16 protein-coding genes are annotated in these 19,891 nt (G+C 31.6%); 9 read left to right on the forward strand and 7 right to left on the reverse strand.

The window, feature by feature from the left end; all coding sequences use genetic code 11:
* The first annotated feature begins 26 nt into the window (after positions 1-26).
* A complete protein-coding gene (locus tag ACTS9J_RS08175; protein WP_125350329.1) occupies positions 27-1,043 on the forward strand; it encodes a PTS transporter subunit IIC in 1,017 nt (338 codons plus the stop codon).
* Positions 1,044-1,100: 57 nt separating this feature from the next.
* Here ACTS9J_RS08175 and ACTS9J_RS08180 read toward each other — a convergent pair whose 3' ends face one another.
* Both ACTS9J_RS08180 and porW read right to left on the reverse strand, forming a co-directional pair.
* Positions 1,101-2,363: a DUF3472 domain-containing protein gene (locus tag ACTS9J_RS08180; protein ID WP_125350328.1), complete on the reverse strand. Its 1,263-nt coding sequence runs from the start codon at positions 2,361-2,363 to the stop codon at positions 1,101-1,103.
* A 21-nt stretch (positions 2,364-2,384) separates the two neighbouring features.
* The gene (gene porW, locus ACTS9J_RS08185; protein ID WP_448353120.1) at positions 2,385-4,808 is read right to left on the reverse strand and encodes a type IX secretion system periplasmic lipoprotein PorW/SprE; all 2,424 of its coding nucleotides are present in this window, start codon (positions 4,806-4,808) and stop codon (positions 2,385-2,387) included.
* A gap of 256 nt (positions 4,809-5,064) precedes the next feature.
* On the opposite strand from porW, the gene ACTS9J_RS08190 reads away from it, so the two are divergent.
* The 6 genes from ACTS9J_RS08190 to ACTS9J_RS08215 all read left to right on the forward strand — a co-directional run bounded on the left by ACTS9J_RS08190 (position 5,065) and on the right by ACTS9J_RS08215 (position 10,814).
* A complete protein-coding gene (locus ACTS9J_RS08190; RefSeq protein WP_125350326.1) occupies positions 5,065-6,567 on the forward strand; it encodes a GH3 family domain-containing protein in 1,503 nt (500 codons plus the stop codon).
* A complete protein-coding gene (locus ACTS9J_RS08195; RefSeq protein ID WP_376741545.1) occupies positions 6,564-7,139 on the forward strand; it encodes an acyl-CoA thioesterase in 576 nt (191 codons plus the stop codon). Before ACTS9J_RS08190 ends, ACTS9J_RS08195 begins: the two co-directional genes overlap by 4 nt.
* Positions 7,140-7,376: 237 nt before the next feature.
* Positions 7,377-7,583, forward strand: a complete 207-nt coding sequence (locus ACTS9J_RS08200) for a hypothetical protein (protein ID WP_125350324.1) — start codon at positions 7,377-7,379, stop codon at positions 7,581-7,583.
* 58 nt (positions 7,584-7,641) lie between these two features.
* Positions 7,642-8,193: a hypothetical protein gene (locus ACTS9J_RS08205; RefSeq protein WP_219035068.1), complete on the forward strand. Its 552-nt coding sequence runs from the start codon at positions 7,642-7,644 to the stop codon at positions 8,191-8,193.
* A gap of 56 nt (positions 8,194-8,249) precedes the next feature.
* Complete coding sequence (locus tag ACTS9J_RS08210; protein WP_125350322.1) at positions 8,250-9,077, forward strand: 5'-nucleotidase, lipoprotein e(P4) family; 828 nt, start codon at positions 8,250-8,252, stop codon at positions 9,075-9,077.
* Between the two features lie 297 nt (positions 9,078-9,374).
* The gene (locus tag ACTS9J_RS08215; protein WP_416410203.1) at positions 9,375-10,814 is read left to right on the forward strand and encodes an MFS transporter; all 1,440 of its coding nucleotides are present in this window, start codon (positions 9,375-9,377) and stop codon (positions 10,812-10,814) included.
* Positions 10,815-11,111: 297 nt separating this feature from the next.
* Here the strand turns inward: ACTS9J_RS08215 and ACTS9J_RS08220 are convergent, their stop codons facing one another.
* On the reverse strand, positions 11,112-12,386 hold the full coding sequence (locus ACTS9J_RS08220; protein ID WP_125350320.1) for a hemolysin family protein: 1,275 nt from the start codon (positions 12,384-12,386) through the stop codon (positions 11,112-11,114).
* Between the two features lie 69 nt (positions 12,387-12,455).
* Here ACTS9J_RS08220 and ACTS9J_RS08225 point away from each other — a divergent pair, with 69 nt between their 5' ends.
* Positions 12,456-13,202, forward strand: coding sequence for a M15 family metallopeptidase (locus ACTS9J_RS08225; RefSeq protein WP_280037621.1), 747 nt, complete (start codon positions 12,456-12,458; stop codon positions 13,200-13,202).
* 103 nt (positions 13,203-13,305) lie between these two features.
* Positions 13,306-13,842 (forward strand): hypothetical protein, encoded by a 537-nt coding sequence (locus ACTS9J_RS08230; RefSeq protein ID WP_219035070.1) that lies wholly within the window; start codon positions 13,306-13,308, stop codon positions 13,840-13,842.
* Here ACTS9J_RS08230 and ACTS9J_RS08235 read toward each other — a convergent pair whose 3' ends face one another.
* From ACTS9J_RS08235 to ACTS9J_RS08250, 4 genes are all read right to left on the reverse strand, one after another.
* Positions 13,843-14,457, reverse strand: coding sequence for an alpha-ketoglutarate-dependent dioxygenase AlkB family protein (locus tag ACTS9J_RS08235; protein ID WP_416410204.1), 615 nt, complete (start codon positions 14,455-14,457; stop codon positions 13,843-13,845).
* Between the two features lie 456 nt (positions 14,458-14,913).
* On the reverse strand, positions 14,914-15,870 hold the full coding sequence (metF, locus tag ACTS9J_RS08240) for a methylenetetrahydrofolate reductase [NAD(P)H] (RefSeq protein WP_125350316.1): 957 nt from the start codon (positions 15,868-15,870) through the stop codon (positions 14,914-14,916).
* A gap of 351 nt (positions 15,871-16,221) precedes the next feature.
* The gene (gene metH / locus ACTS9J_RS08245; protein ID WP_416410205.1) at positions 16,222-18,885 is read right to left on the reverse strand and encodes a methionine synthase; all 2,664 of its coding nucleotides are present in this window, start codon (positions 18,883-18,885) and stop codon (positions 16,222-16,224) included.
* A complete protein-coding gene (locus ACTS9J_RS08250; RefSeq protein WP_416410207.1) occupies positions 18,873-19,871 on the reverse strand; it encodes a homocysteine S-methyltransferase family protein in 999 nt (332 codons plus the stop codon). The genes metH and ACTS9J_RS08250 overlap by 13 nt, the downstream gene beginning before the upstream one ends.
* Positions 19,872-19,891: the final 20 nt, after the last annotated feature.

Here is a 19,891-nt window from a genome sequence, read left to right on the forward strand (position 1 = left end):
AATAATAGATTTTTTTAATTTCAAACATGAAAAATTTCCTACTCAAAAAAGATATACAAATTTCTGCAAAACGATATTTTATCGATGCAATGGGCGCAATGGCTTATGGTTTATTTGCGACTTTATTGGTTGGTACAATTTTGAAAACTATTGGTGAAGAGTTAGATATTTCTTTTTTAACTGATATTGTTTGGCCAGTTGCGAATCAAGCGACAGGACCTGCGATAGCATTGGCTATTGCTTATAGTTTACGAGCACCTCAATTGGTGTTATTTTCGTCAGCAGTTATAGGAATTGCAGCATATCAATTAGGTGGACCTTTAGGTGTTTTTATAGCGACAATTGTAGCGGTTGAAGTGGGAAAAATGGTAGCAGGCGAAACACGTATAGATATTGTAATTACACCGATTATTACTGTTTTGGTTGGAGTAATCTTAGCACAAATCATTGGTCCTTCTGTTCAACAAATGATGAAATGGATTGGTGAAATAATTATATTTTCAACCGATTCTAATCCTTTGATAATGGGAGTTGTAATTGCTGTAATTGTCGGTATGGTTTTGACTTTACCAATTTCATCAGCTGCTTTGTGTCTAATGTTAGAATTAGACGGTTCAGCAGCTGGAGCTGCAACAATAGGTTGTTGTGCACAAATGATTGGATTTGCTACAATCAGTTTTAAGGATAATGGTTTGAAAGGTGTTTTAGCACAAGGATTAGGGACAAGTATGTTACAGGTTCCGAACATTTATAAAAATTGGAAAATTTGGATTCCACCAACTTTAGCTTCAGCGATTATAGGTCCAATTGCAATTATTTATTTCAATATGGAAAATACAGCTCTAGAATCGGGGATGGGTTCTTGTGGTTTGGTTGGACAAATAGGAACTTTCAATGCTATGAAATCTAAATATGATACTTCATATATTTTAACTTCAATATTAATTTTGCAAATCATTGCTCCAGCAATTATTTCATATTTAATTTACATTTTCATGAAAAAGAAAAACTGGATAAAAGATGGTGATATGAAGTTGAGGTAAATAAAAAATCGGTTGGATAATTCCAACCGATTTTTTATTTAGTTTATACAATATTGATTATTGTAATTTCGAAAAATCAATTTGTGGTGCAGTTTGTTTGTTATCAAACTTGAAAGCTGTTCCAGGTTGTTCAATTTCATTAAAAAAGCCTCCCATCTTCAAGAAATATCCAGTAGATGTTGTTCCTCCAGTTGCATCAATACGTTGATTTGCTTTATAAGTTGCATCAACAGTTAATTTTGCTCCATTTACTTTTTTCCATTCTCCATCATAAACCCATTGATTGTTGAAGTTTACTTTTCTAGTTAAGTAACCTTGTGTTGGCATAAAATTTTCTAGGAAAGAGTGAAATCTTTTTAGGTATGTATTTGTTTTAGGGCGTTTAAAGCTTGCGATGATTTGCCAATTATTCGTTTCTGGCATAAAAAACCAAGCTGTATAAGTTGTCGAATTATCACCATTTGGAACACCTTTCAATAAGAATTTATACGTTGTATCGGCTTTCCAATTGTATTTCATATAACTTTGTCCACCAGAACCTTCGTTACCGAATTCTCCTGTTTTCACATTGTCTCCTTTCTTTAACAAAACGATTTTTTCATCATCAGGAATACTTTTTGGGTCATCAGTTACGAAAGGACTCCAAACTGAAAACAAAATACGTCTTTCCGTTTGTGAATTAGCTTGAATTCCGAAATATCCTTCTCCAAAACCGTTTGCCATATAATAAGAACCAATTATATCAGCGTCTTTTGGTACAACGATTTCATTGTAGTAATATGAAACATTTTTCTCTGTAGGGATTTCGTAAGCCAAATGGCAAGAAGGTCCACGTCTCGCCCAATAATAGTACTGCGGATCGTTGCTATAAATAATTCCGTTGTCTACTGCAGTTCCACTAACTATCAAATCTGTAATAGGGATTTCGCCTTTCAATCCGCTTAAATCAACAGAAACATAACCCGGTTTTGAAATAGCGAATGTACCTACAGAAATAGTTTTATCAGTAGATTTCCAATTGTATTTTTTTGTTTTTTTATTGAAACCAACATTTAATTGAGCGTCATTTTTAGCTTCACCCTTTAATTGAATATTAACATTTCCAGTTCCTAAAACTTTGAAATACGTTTTTGTTACATTTTTAGTTTGTGGAGAAATTAAAGCATTCACTTTTGTAACTGTAGAAGATGATCCTTCTTTATGACCGACTTCAAAAGCATTTCCAACCAAAGGAATGTCATAAGTTTTTGTTTGTTGTGCGATTACATTTCCTCCAACCAAAACGGAAAGAGAGAATAAGATGTAATGAATTGTTTTCATGGTGTTAATTTAATTTATATTTTAATAATTCGTATCCCCTCCTTCAAGACTAACTGTATTTGATTCTTTTACAGTTTTTTTAAGAACATTTTTATCATCATTGTTATTCTTCGGTTGATTTATTTCTTTTTCAATGATTTGTGTAGGTGATCTATCTACAGCATTAATTTGTGGTTGGTTTTCTTCAATCTTTTGATTTTCAGTAGTTTTTCGGTTGGTGTTACGCAATTTATCCAACAAACGTTTTGCTTGCTTAGCTTCTTCAGTTCCGTCATAAGCGGTAACTACAATTTCTAAAGCTTGCTCAAAATCGCTATCTTTTCCAGTTTGTTTGATTGCATAAGCATTTAATAAAGCAAATTTAGCAACGATAATTTCTGTCGGAAATTTCACAATTGCTTCTTGTACTTTTTTCTTTACGTCATCATATTTTTTATCTTGATACAACGTGTATGCAACTTTGTAGGCTTCTAAAGCTTCTTTTGTTTCAGCAGTGATGTATTCAACTTCTGGATTAAGAATATAACCTGCATAAATCGTATTTGGATATTTTGTTAGAATGATATTTTTGTATTCATCTTCTAATTTTTGATCACGATTTTTATAAATACGATACAATTGATAAGTCGCTTTTAATAACACATCTTCCGATTTTGGAGGCGAAGCAACCAAGGCTTTCAACTCTTTTCCAGCTAATTCTGAGTTATTGAAAATATCAAAATATCCAGTACCTAAAGACAATTGCGTTGTATCTCTCACAACTTTCAACTCATTCAATGCTTTTTGAGAAGTTGGAATTTGATCTAAATAATAATCAAGTTCAAAACGTCTTGGATCGCCAGCAGCAATTTGCCCTGTCAATTCATTCTGTTTGTCCTCAATTACAGTACTTATCGCATTCGAATTTCTCCAATTATCTTTCAACGAAATTCCTCCCCAAATACGTTGGAATTCTTGCTGTCCAGTCGATTTTAAATTTTGATTATAGAAATAGAATTTTCCTTTATCAGCATTATTGAAACTCGTCGTAAAACTTGCTGTTTTATTCTCTAACTGAAAAGTTTCCATTTCTTTTTGCTCTTCTATAGCTTGCTTTTCTTCTTTTTTCTTTAATTTTTCAATATAATCTGTGAAGAATTTTGATTGATCTTCTTTTGGAAGTGCAGCAAGTTTTAGAATTGAATCATTTTTCTGAACTAAATAATGTTTTTCCATCAATTTTTTCAAAACATCATTTCGTTTCTGAATACGCGTTTGATCTTCTGGCAAATTATAACTTGTTTGTGCCGAATCATAATAAGCCGATGCGTAAACATAATCGTTTTGCTTGAACTTTATATCACCATAATTTTCGAAAGCGCGCCCACGAATATAAGGATCAGACATTGGTTCCTTCAAACTCAATTTTGCATATTCTACAGCATCATCCATTTTGTCAGCTCGAAAAGCCATTTCAGAAATTCCGTAATATAACTCGTTTTTCTTCGATGCATAAATTCCTTTATTCGAGATGTCCAACAAGTTTTGCTTGTAATTTCCGTAATTATTAATTTTTGGATCAAAATTAGCTGCAATCGCCAACTGCGATTTGATTTCCATATCAAATCCAGGCTTCATTTTATAAACTTGCGTGAAAGCTTCACCAGCTTCTTGTTGTTTTCCTAATTTAGAAAAAACTTGTCCTAACGTATAAAATATTCGAACTCGTTCATCTTTATTTGTAGAAAAATATTCGGCTTTTTGCAATGGATCAAGTGCTTCTTCGTACTTTTTTTGATCAATTAAAAATTGAGCATAGGTACGCGCAATCATTGTTTTTAATTCTTTACTTTTATACGGATCGTTTTCGTAAAGTTTTTGTAAAGTTTCGATTCCATCAAAGTAATTTCCACCTTTTATTTCGGCAACAGTTTTGTAAACATGCGCTTCTTGCGCGTATTTAGAATCTTTGAAATTTTTGACAACATAGTTTAAAGCATCAAGCGCTTCAAAGTATTTTTTTTGATAAAATAATGATTTTCCAATCAATAAATAAGCGCGACCCATCAAAGGATTATTTTCTTTTCCTTTAATTAACATCGAATGTTTTTCGATTGCTTTCGAAGCTTTTGCCTCTACAGCAGCAAATCCAACAGGTTTTTCTACTTTATCTTGATTATTTCGATTTCCACTTCCAATACCAAAATTGGGCGTATTAAATTCACCTAAATTAGCAGAGTCCGAAACAGAAAAATATTCTATTCCAACAGGTAAAATCTTCGAGTAATTTTCTACATAATTTGTTTGTAGTTCTGTGTTCTTTTTTTCTAACTCATCCTCAGCATTGAATACTCCATTAAACCACGATGTCATCTTGTGATATTGTCGGTTTTTGAAACTATTTTTTTGCGTAGAACAGCCGATTAAAAAACTTGCGGCGAAGATACTCAGTACAATCTTTTTCATGATAGCGAATAAAAACAAATCTACAATAAAACGTTCGATTAGAAAAAATCTTGTATCCTTCGAAAAAATAAGATAATTTTATGTGGAATAGAAATAATAGAGAAGCGACTTTTTACGGGATGATTATAAAATGATAGCTAACGTTTTAGCTTTAATGTAATTAGTGATTTGACTAAGAAAAATCATTGCAATTGTTGTTAAATTATTTAGAATATTCGTTTAAATTCGACCAATAATAATGTTTTAAAGGAACAGCATGAAAGCTTTTTTAGCGAAAATTTTTGCAAAATACATTGTCAACAAAGAACAAAAGTGGATAAATAATCCGCTAGAAACACAAGACAAAATTCTAAATGAATTGATTATTGCTGCAAAAAATACAAAGTTTGGAGTTGATCATCATTTTGAATCAATCAAAAATTATGAAGATTTCAAATCGCAAATTCCAATCAATGATTATGAAGGTTTGAAACATTATTTTGATGAAGTAATTGAAGGGAAACCTGATATTCTGTGGCCTGGAAAACCTCTTTATTTAGCTAAAACTTCAGGAACTACTTCTGGAGCCAAATATATTCCGCTTACAAAAGAATCTGTTCCATCTCATATAAATTCTGCTCGAAATGCTTTATTGTTTTATATTAATGAAACAAAGAATTCTAATTTTGTTGACGGAAAAATGATTTTCTTACAAGGAAGTCCAATTCTTGAAGAGAAAAATGGATTGAAAGTAGGTCGACTTTCTGGAATTAGCGCACATTTTGTTCCAAATTATTTGCAAAAAAATCGTTTACCATCTTATGAAACAAATGTGATTGAAGATTGGGAAACAAAAGTGGATAGGGTAGTGGATGAAACGGTGAAAGCTGATATGACGCTGATTTCTGGGATTCCGCCTTGGTTGATTATGTATTTTGAACGATTGATTAAAGTTTCTGAAAAAGAAAACGTTCAGTCGATTTTTAAGAATTTACAACTAATGGTAACAGGAGGTGTAAATTATGAACCTTATCGCGATAAAGTGAATCAACTAATTGGTCGAAAAATAGATTGTATTCAGACATATCCAGCTTCAGAAGGGTTTATTGCGTATCAAGATTCTCAAAAAAATGATGATTTATTACTTTTATTGAATAATGGAATTTTTTATGAATTTGTTCCAGTTGAAGAGTTTTTTGATGAAAATCCAACCCGAATTTCATTGAAAGATGTTGAAGTAGGAAAAGATTATGTTCTAATTCTCAATACAAACGCAGGTTTGTGGGGATATAATATTGGTGACACAGTTCGTTTTACTTCGATAAAACCTTATAGAATTGTTGTTTCTGGTCGAATTAAACATTATACATCTGCTTTTGGTGAGCATGTAATTGGTCACGAAGTGGAACAGGCGTTGCAAAAAACTTTAGAAAAATATCCAGCGAGTGTAAATGAGTTTACAGTTGCGCCTCAAGTTAATCCAGCAGAAGGTTTGCCATATCACGAATGGTTAATAGAATTTGATCAAAAACCACAAGATATAACTATTTTTAATCAAGAATTAGATACACAAATGCGTCGCCAAAATACGTATTACGATGATTTGATTACGGGAAATATCTTGCGTCCGCTTGTCGTTTCTGAAGTTAAAACAGAAGGTTTTCAGCATTATATGAAATCGATAGGGAAATTAGGTGGACAAAATAAAGTTCCTCGTTTGTCTAATAATCGCGAAATTGCAGATGAATTTTACAGTCTAAACTTAATTACTACAAATTGAACACACACACAACAATAGATAAAATGATTTACAAAACGGTAAAAAGTTCATTGGTAACTTTTTCGCAATTAATGCTTCCGTCACATTCCAATTTTAGTGGAAAAATACACGGTGGATTCATTCTTTCTCTACTCGATCAAATTGCATTCGCATGTGCTTCCAAATATTCTGGAAAATACTGTGTTACGGCGTCTGTGGATAGAGTAGATTTCTTAACGCCAGTAGAAGTAGGAGAATTATTAACGCTAAAAGCATCGGTAAACTATGTCGGAAGAACGTCAATCGTCGTAGGAATTCGAGTAGAAAGTCAAAATATCCAAACAAGTGAAATTAAACATTGTAATTCGTCTTATTTTACGATGATATGCAAAGAAGAAAATGGTGAAAAAGCAGAAGCTCCAAAATTAATTTTGAAGAATCTGAACGAAGTTCGACGCTTTTATAAAGCTTTGCATCGAATTGAAGAACATACAAAAGCAAAAGAACAAATAAAAGATCCGATTGATTATAAATCGCAAGATTTAATTGATCATTTATTGGACAATCATTTCGTGAAAATAGAACTAGATTAAAGTTTTTACATCATTAATAAATAACTCAATTCTGAAAATGAATTGAGTTATTTTGTTTATAGGGTTTTGATAAATAGTTTATATTTTATCTCCTAATTGTTATGCTCCAAAAAATTGATTATTGAATTTGAGTGGCATTACTAAATTGCAAATTATTTAATTTTAAGAAAATTAGGCATTGTATTTGTTTTATCAATTCTTAATATCAAAACCAAACTTTTTATTTAATTCATTATTATGAAAACTCTCTTCAAATTTTTATTACTATTCATTGCAAGTACAACTATTTCATTTGCTCAATCTTCTGGTTTAAATAGTCAATTAATACAAACAAATTTTACTGAAAATAGCTCTAAATCTTCAAATCCTATTAGTTTTGCTGTAGCAGGAAGTGTATTTGTTTTAGCTTTTTGTGCTTTTCGTTTCAGAAAAAAAATTGTCTAAAACGAAACAAATCATTTTTTCGAAATCAGAAAAACGATTTAATTTCTAAATTTGTAAAATGAAATATTTATTCATTTTACTTGTATTGTTAGTGCTGTTTGTTATTTACAAAAAATTAAAAACAGTTCCAATTGAAAAACCACTTCCGAAAGAAGAAGAACCAAAAATATCGTTTTTAAAAATTGAAAAAAATGATGATTTGATTGATGATTCTAATCAACAAATTTCAGAATTTCAAGTAAAAATAGATTCGGTAACAAAGAAAAAAAATACATTAGAATTCTTAATTTCTATTCAAAATAATACCGAAAAAACAGTTCGTATAAATATCGTTGAAGCTGATTTTTATTCAAATTTTTCTCAAAAAAAAATCAAAGCTGATGTTACATTTTATGGAGAATTGGCAATGGGGACAAATGATATTTTATTGAAAAATACCATTTTACCTGATTCTCACGTTATCCGAAATATTTATTTTTTCGAAACAGATTTAATTCATTTTAATCAAAACGATTATCTGGAAATTGATATAGAAATTAATGGAGAACATCATCAGTTCAAAAACTATTTTCATCAAACAACTTTCGAATCGATTAAATACATTCAGTAATCTGATTTTTTGATTTGAATTGTAAGGCTTAATTTTGCATTTCAGAATTTAGAGATATGAAACATATACAATTGATGCTTGGAAGCTTGATGCTTTTTGGATTAACAGCTTGTCAAACACCAAAAATAGTTACTGAACAACAACCAGTTCAGCAAAAAAGTTTACAAGTTGATGGTAAAATTTATGCTGCATTTTTTCAACAACGTGCTGCTGAATATCAAGCCTTAAGCCAGCAAGCTTATAATGTTGCTAAAATGAGATTGGATGAAGCAATTGCGACAAAAGGCGCAAAACCTTTAGCGATTGTAACGGATATTGACGAAACTTTTTTGGATAATTCGTACTATGCAGTAGAAATGGCGCGTCAAGGAAAAACGTGGTCGCAAGAAACTTGGGCAAATTGGACGTCGAAAGGAATTGCAACTCCTTTGGCTGGTTCTCAAGAGTTTTTTCAGTATGCAGCGAGTAAAGGTGTTCAGATTTTTTACGTTACAAATCGATACGAAGTAGAGCGTCCTGGAACTTTGGCAAATTTAGAAAAATACAATTATCCAATTCAAAGTGCTCAGAATTTGATTTTGAGAAGTAAAGAAAGTAGCAAAGAAGCACGTCGTCAAAATATTTCGAAAGATTATGACATTGTTTTATTGCTAGGAGATAGTTTAACAGATTTTTCTTCTTTATTTGATAATCATAAATCTGAAAAAGAAAGAGCGGCAGCTGTAGAAACTTTAAAATCTGAATTTGGAAAACGATTTATTGTATTGCCGAATGTTGGATATGGAGATTGGGAATCTGCAATATTTGATTACAAATATGACTTGACGCAAGAGCAAAGAGATTCGATTATATACGAAGCTGCGAGAGAAACTCCTGTGAAATAAAGAATAAATACACAATGAAAACTGTCTTAATCGGACAGTTTTTTTTTGATTTATAAAAAAGTGAGAAATTAAATTTTAAATACATTTAACATGTTTTTGTTAAAAATAATCTATTAATTATTATTTGATCTGTAAAAAAATAATATTTATTTATTGAATATATAGTTTTTTTCTTTGTGCTGTATAATATTTAAGCATTCACCTATTTGTAAATTAAACTATAAATAACCTATATTTATAAGCTGGTTGTTTAGGCAATCATCAACCAATATTTAAAAAAAAATTATATCAAAACACATGAGTCAATCACAAAAAACTAATTGGGGTCAATTTATCCCACTGGTTACAGTATTCTTCTTTTGGGGATTCGTAGCGGCAAGTAATGAAATTTTAATTCCAGTTTTTAAAAAATCATTTGATTTATCCCAAGCCGAAAGTCAATTAGTCGCAGTAGCTTATTATATCGCTTATACGGTTGGAGCTTTAATTTATATGGGCGTTTCATTATTAGCTAAACAAGATTTAATCAATAAATTTGGGTATAAGAATTCATTATCTTTTGGACTTCTTTTATCAGCTATTGGAACGCTTTTTTTTATTCCAGCAGCCAATACAGGATCATTTCCTTTAATGTTAACAGGTTTGTTTACTGTAGGTCTAGGTTTTTCGTTGCAACAAACTGTTGCTAATCCGCTTGCAATTGCTTTAGGAGATGCAAGTACTGGATCTCAACGTTTAACATTAGCTGGAGGTATTAATAACTTAGGAACTACAATTGGACCTTTAATTGTTGCTTATGCAATTTTTGGTGCAGGAGGAGAAGGAGAAACAACTTTGAGTATAGAAGCAGTTAAAATTCCATATTTGTGTTTGGGTGTTGCTTTTTTAGCTGTTGCTATTTTCTTGAAATTTTCGTCTTTACCAAATCATCCAGAACAAGAAGAGGATAGTGCGATTGCAACTTCAAAAAATGATAAATCATCAGCCTTAAAATATCCTCAATTATTATTAGGAATGCTTGCGATCTTCTTATATGTAGGTGTAGAAGTTTCTACTGTAAGTAATTTACCAGCATATATGCACAATGAATTAGGGTTCGATATACAAGGAGTAACACCATATGTTTCGTTATATTGGGCAAGTATGATGATTGGTCGTTGGGGTGGTGCAGCAGAAGCATTTGGTTTAGATAAGACAAAAACATTGGCTCTTAAATTTATAGCACCTTATTTAGCTTTTGGGATTTTCTTATTAGTTAATTACATTGCAGGGCATGATTTGAAACCATTTTATCTATATAGTGTAATTATTTTAATAATGATTTTAGCTTCTTTATGGACAAATGGAAACCCTGCTAAAATGTTATTAACTTTCTCAATTATTGGAATTGTAGCATTATTAATCGGAATGAATACAACTGGTTTAGTCTCTATTTATTCTATTACAAGTGTTGGTTTGTTCTGTAGTACATTATGGCCTTGTATTTTTGCATTAGCAATTAATGGTTTAGGAAAAAACACTTCGCAAGGAAGTAACTTCTTAATTATGATGATTATGGGAGGAGGATTAGTAAGTATATTCCAAGGGTATATTGCAGATTTATCAACTGTTAATTCTAGTTATATTGTTTGTATTTTATGTTTTGTGTATCTTGTATTTTATGCAATTGCAACGCCTAAAATTCTTAAAAAACAAGGAATAAATCTTGGTGAAGTTAAATCTGAAGGAGGACATTAGGAAGATTTAATATTTAGTAATTTAATAAAAGGCTGTTTTATAATTTATTATAAAACAGCCTTTTCAGTTATTGAATTAATATAATAGGTGAAGGGACAAGAGAAACAACAAATTACAACATTTTGACAAGGTTCTAGAAAATATTCTAATTAGAATAATTCAAATACCACTACCCAGACAGCATCGCTATAAATCTATTTACTGGTCTAGGGATTAGTGCTAATGGAGAAAATTATATTACTGCTCAAAAAATAAATTAGTGAGTTAATAAAAAACTCAACCATTTGGTTGAGTTTTTTATTTCTTACGATATGCCAATATTTTATCAATACGATTACCGTCTTTGTCTACAATTTCTAGTGTCAAATCTTCTACTTCTACCTTATCACCAACATTTGGAATGGTTTCGTATTTATCTAAGAAAATTCCAGCAACGGTAACATATCTATTTTCGATGTCTTCGTCGATATCAATCTCAAAAAACTTCTCGAATTCATAGATCGAAAATTGCCCATCGATCAACCATGTACCATCTTCACGTTCTACGATTTCGTAATCTTCGTCTTGGTTCTCTGGTGTATCACCAACCAATTCGTCCAAAATATCGTTTATTGTTACAATTCCAGCCGTCGTACCATATTCGTCTAAAATAATGGCAAAATGTGCTTGTGAATTCTGTAACATTTCCAACAAAGGATAACTAAACGAATTTTCATTGACAAAAATAGGTTTGTGTATAAATTTTTTCAGGCTAAAATCTTCCTTACTTACACCAAACATATCTTTTAGTTTCAAGATACCAACGATTTCGTCCAGATTATTGTTCTTCGTAACAGGGTAGGCTGAATATTTATTTTTCTTAACTTTTGCACGTGCTTTCTCATAATCATCCGAAATATCTAATGAAGCAATTTCCGAACGATGCGTTGCTAACGTGTTCACACGACGATCTCCAAGCTCGAAAACACGTTCTAAGATTTCGTGTTCTTTTTCCTGAATTTCACCACCTTCTGTACTTTCTTTGATGATATTTTTAATTTCTTCTTCCGAAACAACTTCGCTGCTATCGTCTTTAATACCAAACAATTTTAAGAAAAAATTATTGGTAACTGTTAACAACCAAACGAATGGAGAAGTGATGATAGATAACCATTTCATCGGTTTCGAAACAATAGTAGAAACCATTTCAGGAAATTTCATTCCCAAACGTTTTGGTAATAATTCGCCAAATACAATCGAAAAATAAGTGATGATTACTACCATAATAATTGGAGAAAGTGTTTTGGCGTAAGGTGCAATGAAAGAAATAGATGTTAAAAATTCTGTTAAATTTGCAGTTAGTTTATCACCCGAGAAAACCCCTAATAAGATACCAATAAGGGTAATTCCGATTTGTACGGTTGATAAAAATTTGTTCGGATTCTCAGCAAGTTCTAAAGCCGTTTTAGCACCAGAACTTCCTTTCTTCATTTGATTTTCTAATTTGAATTTTCTTGACGAAACAAGTGCCATTTCTGACATGGAAAAAATTCCGTTCAATAAAATCAATACGATTATTATAACAATCTCCACTTTTATTCTTTAATTTTGATAAAAATAAACCAAAATCTAATACTTACCATAATGTCTCAATTTAATATTATGAAATTTTCTTATTTAATTTTACTTGCTTTTATGCTAAATGCTGGTTGTGCTTTCGGTAACAGCGATCAAACTCCAGAAGAAACAGATACTATTTTACCTACTTTTACAACGGCTGAATTGATTGGTAAAGGCAACCCTACGATGGTTGGAAATGGGTATAAATTGTTGCCAGAAGTTGCAAAACAATTTGAATTAATGAAAGCTGATGCACAAAAAGCAGGTTTTAAAATACAAGTGATTTCGAGCTATAGAAATTATACGTATCAAAACGGAATTTGGGAGCGCAAGTATAAAGCAAATCAAGCGAAGAAAATTGCAGCGAAAGAAAACATCGAAAAGATTATTGAATATTCTACCATTCCAGGAACTTCTCGTCACCATTGGGGAACTGATTTGGATATTATAGACGGAACGCGCGGAATACCAGCAGATCCGTTGAATGAGAAACATTTTAACGAAGGAGGATCAATGCATAAATTTAAACTTTGGTTAGATGAAAATGCATCTAAATATGGTTTTTATTTGGTGTACACGGATAATTCAGCGAGAAAAGGATTCAAATATGAACCGTGGCATTTTACGTATAAAGCGATTTCTGAACCGATGTTACAAGCTTATAAAAAGCTTGATATTAAAAAGGTTTTACAAGAAAATAAATTGTTAGGAAGCGAAAATTTTACAGATGATTTTATCGAAAAATATCGAAAAGAAAATATTTTGGATATAAATCCTGTTATTAAATAGTTAAAGCTCCTTTTTGGAGCTTTTTTTGTGGTATCTTTAAATAAAATTTAAGAGATTATACTTTCTGATGAGATTAACATTTTTCATATCGTTATTTTTGAGCATGAGTTTACTAACTTTTGCCAAACAATCGATTGTGAAAGATTTGGATGGCGATGGAAAGTTTGACAAGGTTTCAATTAATTTTGAAACGAATAAAATAGAGTTTTTACTTTCTGATACTGAATATAAAAAGCAGAGTAGTTTAGCTTTTAATGAATTGGATCGTAATACGAAGATTGAGGAAACAAAGAAAGGTTTCAAGATTATCAATAAAATAGGAGATGTTTTGTTTACATCTTATTTTCGATACAATCGTCAGACAAAAAAGATTGAATTATCTGCCATAAAACGTTCAATAGTTTCGGATGATTATTCGAAAGAAAATGGCGAATCAACTTTTATTACAGCTACAAAAGAGTTTATTGCGAAATGGAATAGTTTGGATAAATCATCAAATAAAGTGATTGCTTTACCAACGCTAAAAACTAAAATTGATTTGGATGTTATTTCTTTGAATGATTTTAATGATGCATTTCTGAATAAATTTAATCAACAAAGTTTGACTTTTTATAAAGCTGAAATCTCCAAGCAAAAATAATTATTGCTCCAAATCTATTGTTCTGAATGTTAGATTAATTCGTAGCGAATTTACTTTTTTAGTAGGAGGTAAGCGATGCAGCCAATAATCTTGTGTTTCATTTTTCATAACTAATAAACTACCACTTGCAAGATTTAAAGCAATTACTTCTTTAGTTTCTTTATGTTTAAAACCAAATTTACGTTCAGCGCCGAAACTTAGCGAGGCAATTGCGCCATGACGTTTCAATTGTTTTTCACCATCACTATGCCAAGCCATCCCTTCGGAACCATCGTGATATAAATTTACCAAACAAGAATTATAAGTTTCGCCAGTTTTTTCCTCAGCTAATTTTTTTAATTCAAGTAAAGTATCAGTCCAAGGCAAAGCTGTTTTCATGATTTTGGAATAGGTATAAGCAAATGGAAAATCTCCATACCAAGCAATTTTTCGTTTAGTTTCTATCAATTTTCCAAATATTATTGCTTGATCGTTTTTCCATTCAATTTCATTTAATAATATAGAATAATAATGATGCGCTTTTTCATCGGTCATAATTTGTCCAAAATAATTTACAGTTCCATCTTTTGGAAGTAGATTTTGTTGTCCGTCAAATAAATCGTTAAAAAGATCCATTTATAGTTTTATATGATCAAAAATAAGGAATTTAGATTTAATTCAGTTAATGTAATGTGCAGATAAATAAAGTTTTACTAACGTTTGTTATTTAAAATTTAATATTGAATAAGTCAAAAAAAAATTGGATTATATAATTTTTTATTTATTTTTATTTAACCAAAATTTAACACAATATGAATAAATTGATTTTTAAGAACACAATTAAGTTCTTCCTTGTAATTAGTATTTTACTTCTTGTTTCTGTCTTTTTAAAAATGTTAAATGTAGATCATGCGGATTTTATCTTGAACATCAGTTTCTCGGTTACAATTATTTCGCTTATCGCTGTAATGATGAGTTATAAGACTATAAGGGGGAAAAACAATTTTTCTATGGATTAATTTTTACGTATTAATTTAATTAATAATTTTGGTTGTTTATTTGTGAAAAGATAAACAACCAACTATTGTTATTTTAATAAACTGCCTCAGCGATTCTTTTTGTATTTATAGAATTACTCATTGTATAAAAATGTAATCCAGGAACACCAAAATCGATCAACTCTTTACATTGTTGAATACACCATTCAATTCCGATTTCCTTGATTCGTTCCTTATCTTTCGACTTCAAAACTTCCATTGCCAAAGCTTCTGGTAAGTCCAAATAGAAATTTTGTGGAATCGACGTTAGTTGATTGAAAGTTGTCAAAGGTTTTATACCCGGAATAATCGGAATATTAATATCCATTTCGCGACATTTTTTAACGAAATCAAAATATTTCTGATTATCAAAAAACATTTGCGTCACGATATAATCAGCTCCCAATTCCACTTTCTTTTTCAAATAATACAAATCCATTGCAAGATTTGGTGATTCGAAATGCTTCTCAGGATAACCCGCTACACCAATACAAAAATCCATTGCATGCGATTCTTGTAGTTCGTCGTCTAGATAATTTCCTGTATTCAAAGCAGTAATTTGCTCAATCAATTCCGAAGCATTTGCATGTCCACCAACTTCAGGAACAAAAGATTTTTCCGATTTTATAGGATCTCCACGTAAAACCAAAAGATTGTCAATTCCCAAGAAATTCAAATCGATTAACGCATCTTCTGTATCTTCTTTTGTAAATCCACCACAAATCAAATGCGGAATTGCGTCTATCTTATAATGATTCTGTATTGCAGCACAAATTGCAACTGTACCAGGACGTTTTCGTACCTGATAACGTTTCAATAACCCATTTTCTTTCTGTTTGTAAATATACTCTTGACGATGATAAGTTACATCGATAAAAGCTGGATTTAACTCAACTAACGGGTCTAAAGTTTTGAACGTCGCATTGACATCTTGTCCTTTCAAAGGCGGTAAAATCTCTACAGAAAATAATGGTTTTCCGTTTGCGCGTTCTATATGTTCGGTAACTTTCATTCTTTATTTTATCGTTTAGCGAAGTTCGAATCTCGAATTTCGATTATATATTTTCTTTTATATGGGCGTTTCCTTCGGGCGGGCTTTTCGTTACAATCTTTTTTGTTAATTTCGACTTCGTCCAATCAACAAAAAAGGATTTTCACTGCAATCCCTAACGCATTTTTTAATTTTGTTCTACGTTTGTTATCATGCTGAATTTATTTCTACATTTCATCCAAACTTGTGTAATTCTGAAACGAGTTCAGAATGCCTTTGTGTTTCTGTCATTTCGAGCTTGGGAGGAATATGAGATTCTTTATTTCGAAATGCTGTATTTAGAAAGACAAAATTTATTTTTGCTTAATGCTTTTACGCCAAATTAGGACTCAACCAACGTTCAGCTTTATCAAGTTCTATATTTTTACGTTTTGCAAAATCTTCAACCTGATCCATTTTTATTTTTCCAACTCCAAAATATTTTGCTTCTGGATTACCAAAATAATAACCAGAAACAGACGAAACAGGATACATGGCCAAAGAACTTGTTAACTCAATCCCTGCATTTTTCTCTACATCCAAGATTTTGAAAATTGTTTCTTTTTCTAAATGGTCAGGACATGCAGGATAACCAGGAGCGGGGCGAATTCCTTTATATTTTTCTGAAATTAATTCATCATTTGATAAAGTTTCATCTTTCGCATAACCCCAAATTTCTGTACGAACATATTTGTGCAAATATTCTGCATAAGCTTCAGCTAGACGATCGGCAATTGCTTTCACCATAATCGAATTGTAATCATCTAAATTTGTTTCGTAAGCTTTAGCAACTTCTTCAATTTCTTGACCAGCTGTGACAGCAAATGCACCGATATAATCTTGAATAGCTGAATCTTTTGGCGCAATAAAATCAGCAATCGAAATATTTGGTTGTTCTTTCGATTTTTTTGCTTGTTGACGAAGTGTGTAAAATTCTTCGATTTTGTTATCATTTTCATCAAACAATTCAATCGTGTCATCGTTTACCGTATTCGCTTTGAAAAGCCCAAAAACAGCTTTTGGTTTTGCTAAATTTTCAGTTTCGATTTTATTTAACATCGACAATGCATCAACATATAATTCTTTGGCATTTGTTCCAACAATTTCATCATCTAAAATCGCTGGAAACTTTCCGTGTAAATCCCACGTTTTGAAAAATGGAGTCCAATCTATAAAATCTCTTAATTCAGAAACTGTTGTTTGATGCGTAAAAACACCTAATTTATTTGGTTTAAAAGGTTTATTTTCTTCAAAATCAACTTTTAATTTATTTTTTCGAGCATCTTCAATCGATAGATATTCCTTTGATACAGCACGATTCAAGAAACCTTCTCTAATTTTTGTATAATCAATAGTTGTTTCTGTAAGTAATTCTGCCTGTTGATTTCCAATCAATTTTTGACAAATCGTAACCGAACGAGAAGCATCTAAAACATGAATTGCTTTATCGTATTCTGGTGCAATTTTAACAGCTGTATGCGCTTTAGAAGTCGTAGCGCCACCAATCATCAATGGAATATCAAGATTAAGACGTTTCATTTCTCTAGCAACATGCACCATTTCATCTAACGAAGGTGTAATTAATCCAGAAAGACCAATCACATCGACATTATTTTTTTGCGCTTCGTCTAAAATTGTTTCAGAAGAAACCATTACGCCTAAATCGATAATCTCGAAACCATTACAGCTTAAAACGACTGAAACAATATTTTTTCCGATATCGTGAACATCACCTTTTACAGTTGCCATTAAGATTTTAGAAGGCTCTTTGTCTGTTTTATTTCTAAGTTTTTCTTCCTCTAAAAATGGCGTTAAATAAGCAACAGATTTTTTCATTACGCGAGCCGATTTAACTACTTGAGGCAAGAACATTTTTCCGCTTCCGAAAAGATCTCCAACAACGTTCATTCCGTCCATCAAAGGACCTTCAATAACACGTAATGGCGAACCAATTTTTTTCAAAGCTTCTGCAGTATCTTCGTCAATAAATTCTGTAATTCCTTTTACTAAAGAAATTTCAATACGCTTTTCTAAAGGTAATTCGCGCCAAGCATCATCTTTCTTTTTCTCTTTTGTAACACCTTTTAGATGTTCGGCAAAATCAATCAAACGCTCTGTTGCATCGTCACGTCGATCCAATAAAACATCTTCAACGTGTTCTAATAAATCTTTTGGAATATCATCGTAAATCTCAATCATTTCTGGATTGACGATTCCCATGTCCATTCCGTGTTTAATGGCGTGATATAAAAACGCCGTGTGCATCGCTTCACGAACCGCATTGTTTCCACGGAAGGAAAATGAAACATTCGAAACTCCACCCGAAACTAACGCATGCGGAAGATTTTCTTTGATCCATTTTGTTGCATCAAAAAAATCGATGGCATTACGGCGATGTTCTTCCATTCCTGTTGCAACTGGGAAAATATTCACATCAAAAATGATATCTCTTGGATTGAAATTTACTTGATTTACCAAAATATCATACGAACGTTTTACAATTTCGATTCGACGTTCATAATTATCCGCTTGACCTTTCTCATCAAACGCCATAACCACTGTTGCAGCACCGTAACGTTTAATTTTCTTCGCATGTTCGATAAATAATTCTTCTCCCTCTTTTAAAGAAATTGAGTTGACAATCGCTTTACCTTGAACATTTTTTAGACCAGCTTCAATAATTTCCCATTTCGAAGAATCAATCATAATTGGAACTTTCGAAATATCAGGCTCAGAAGCAATCAAACGTAAATATTTCACCATAGAAGCTACACCATCAAGCATACCTTCATCCATATTGATGTCGATAATTTGCGCGCCACCATCTACTTGATCACGTGCAACTTGAAGTGCTTCTTCAAATTTTTCTTCTTTGATTAATCGCAAGAATTTTTTAGAACCAGTAACATTTGTACGTTCACCAACGTTGACAAAGTTTGAATTTTCACGAACAATTAAAGGTTCTAATCCAGAAAGTTGAATTTTTACGCCTGACATTCTACATTAATTTTTCGAGGTTCGTATTCTTTTGCTAAATCAGCCATCAATTTGATGTGATCTGGTGTAGTTCCACAACATCCACCTAAAATATTTACCAATTTTTTATGCAAGAAGGGTTTGATAAAATCTCGCATCATTTCAGGAGTTTCATCGTATCCACCGAAAGCGTTTGGTAAACCAGCATTTGGGTATGCGCTGACATAAAATGGTGCTTTTTCGGCTAAAACTTCTAAATATTGAATCAAATCTTTTGCACCTAAAGCACAATTTAACCCAACTGAAATTAAATCAATATGTTCTAATGAAATCAAGAAAGCTTCTGTTGTTTGTCCAGAAAGTGTACGTCCAGATTTATCTGTTATTGTACCAGAAGCCATTAAAGGAACGTTGATTCCTGTTTTTTCTATTGCATCTTGAATTCCATAAAATGCTGCTTTTGCATTTAAAGTATCAAAAATAGTTTCAACAAGTAAAATATCGGCACCAGCTTCTAACATTGTTTTTGCTTGACGATAATAAACATTTGCCAATATATCAAAATCTACATCGCGATAACTTGGGTCATTTACTTGTGGCGAAATAGAGGCTGTCTTGTTTGTAGGGCCTAAAGAACCAACAACAAAACGAGGTTTATCTGGCGTAGAAAACTCTTCACACGCTTCTTTCGCTAAACGAACGGCTTCGTAATTTAATTCATCAACCAAATCAACCATGTCATAATCAACCATCGAAATAATATTGGCATTGAACGTATTTGTTTCGATTAAATCTGCACCAGCAGCCAAATATTCTCGGTGAATATCTTTTATGATTTGAGGTTGGGTTAAAACCAATAAATCGTTATTTCCTTTTAAAGAAGTATGAAAATCCTTGAATCGTTCTCCACGATAATCTTCTTCTTGTAAATTGTGCTTTTGGATCATCGTTCCCATTGCACCATCTAAAATAACAATACGCTCTTTTAGTATATCGTCTAATTTCATTCTAAATATTTTAAAAGCCT

The organism is Empedobacter sp. ULE_I140 (assembly GCF_053482575.1).

What these genes read in the sequence shown, in the direction of transcription:
- ACTS9J_RS08230 (WP_219035070.1), top strand. Translation starts at nt 13,306, where the DNA reads ATGAGTTTACTAACTTTTGCCAAACAATCGATTGTGAAAGATTTGGAT.
- ACTS9J_RS08200 (WP_125350324.1), top strand. Translation starts at nt 7,377, where the DNA reads ATGAAAACTCTCTTCAAATTTTTATTACTATTCATTGCAAGTACAACT.
- ACTS9J_RS08205 (WP_219035068.1), top strand. Translation starts at nt 7,642, where the DNA reads ATGAAATATTTATTCATTTTACTTGTATTGTTAGTGCTGTTTGTTATT.
- metH (WP_416410205.1), bottom strand. Translation starts at nt 18,885, where the DNA reads ATGTCAGGCGTAAAAATTCAACTTTCTGGATTAGAACCTTTAATTGTT.
- ACTS9J_RS08225 (WP_280037621.1), top strand. Translation starts at nt 12,456, where the DNA reads ATGAAATTTTCTTATTTAATTTTACTTGCTTTTATGCTAAATGCTGGT.
- ACTS9J_RS08250 (WP_416410207.1), bottom strand. Translation starts at nt 19,871, where the DNA reads ATGAAATTAGACGATATACTAAAAGAGCGTATTGTTATTTTAGATGGT.
- ACTS9J_RS08215 (WP_416410203.1), top strand. Translation starts at nt 9,375, where the DNA reads ATGAGTCAATCACAAAAAACTAATTGGGGTCAATTTATCCCACTGGTT.
- ACTS9J_RS08180 (WP_125350328.1), bottom strand. Translation starts at nt 2,363, where the DNA reads ATGAAAACAATTCATTACATCTTATTCTCTCTTTCCGTTTTGGTTGGA.
- metF (WP_125350316.1), bottom strand. Translation starts at nt 15,870, where the DNA reads ATGAAAGTTACCGAACATATAGAACGCGCAAACGGAAAACCATTATTT.
- ACTS9J_RS08210 (WP_125350322.1), top strand. Translation starts at nt 8,250, where the DNA reads ATGAAACATATACAATTGATGCTTGGAAGCTTGATGCTTTTTGGATTA.
- ACTS9J_RS08235 (WP_416410204.1), bottom strand. Translation starts at nt 14,457, where the DNA reads ATGGATCTTTTTAACGATTTATTTGACGGACAACAAAATCTACTTCCA.
- ACTS9J_RS08190 (WP_125350326.1), top strand. Translation starts at nt 5,065, where the DNA reads ATGAAAGCTTTTTTAGCGAAAATTTTTGCAAAATACATTGTCAACAAA.
- porW (WP_448353120.1), bottom strand. Translation starts at nt 4,808, where the DNA reads ATGAAAAAGATTGTACTGAGTATCTTCGCCGCAAGTTTTTTAATCGGC.
- ACTS9J_RS08175 (WP_125350329.1), top strand. Translation starts at nt 27, where the DNA reads ATGAAAAATTTCCTACTCAAAAAAGATATACAAATTTCTGCAAAACGA.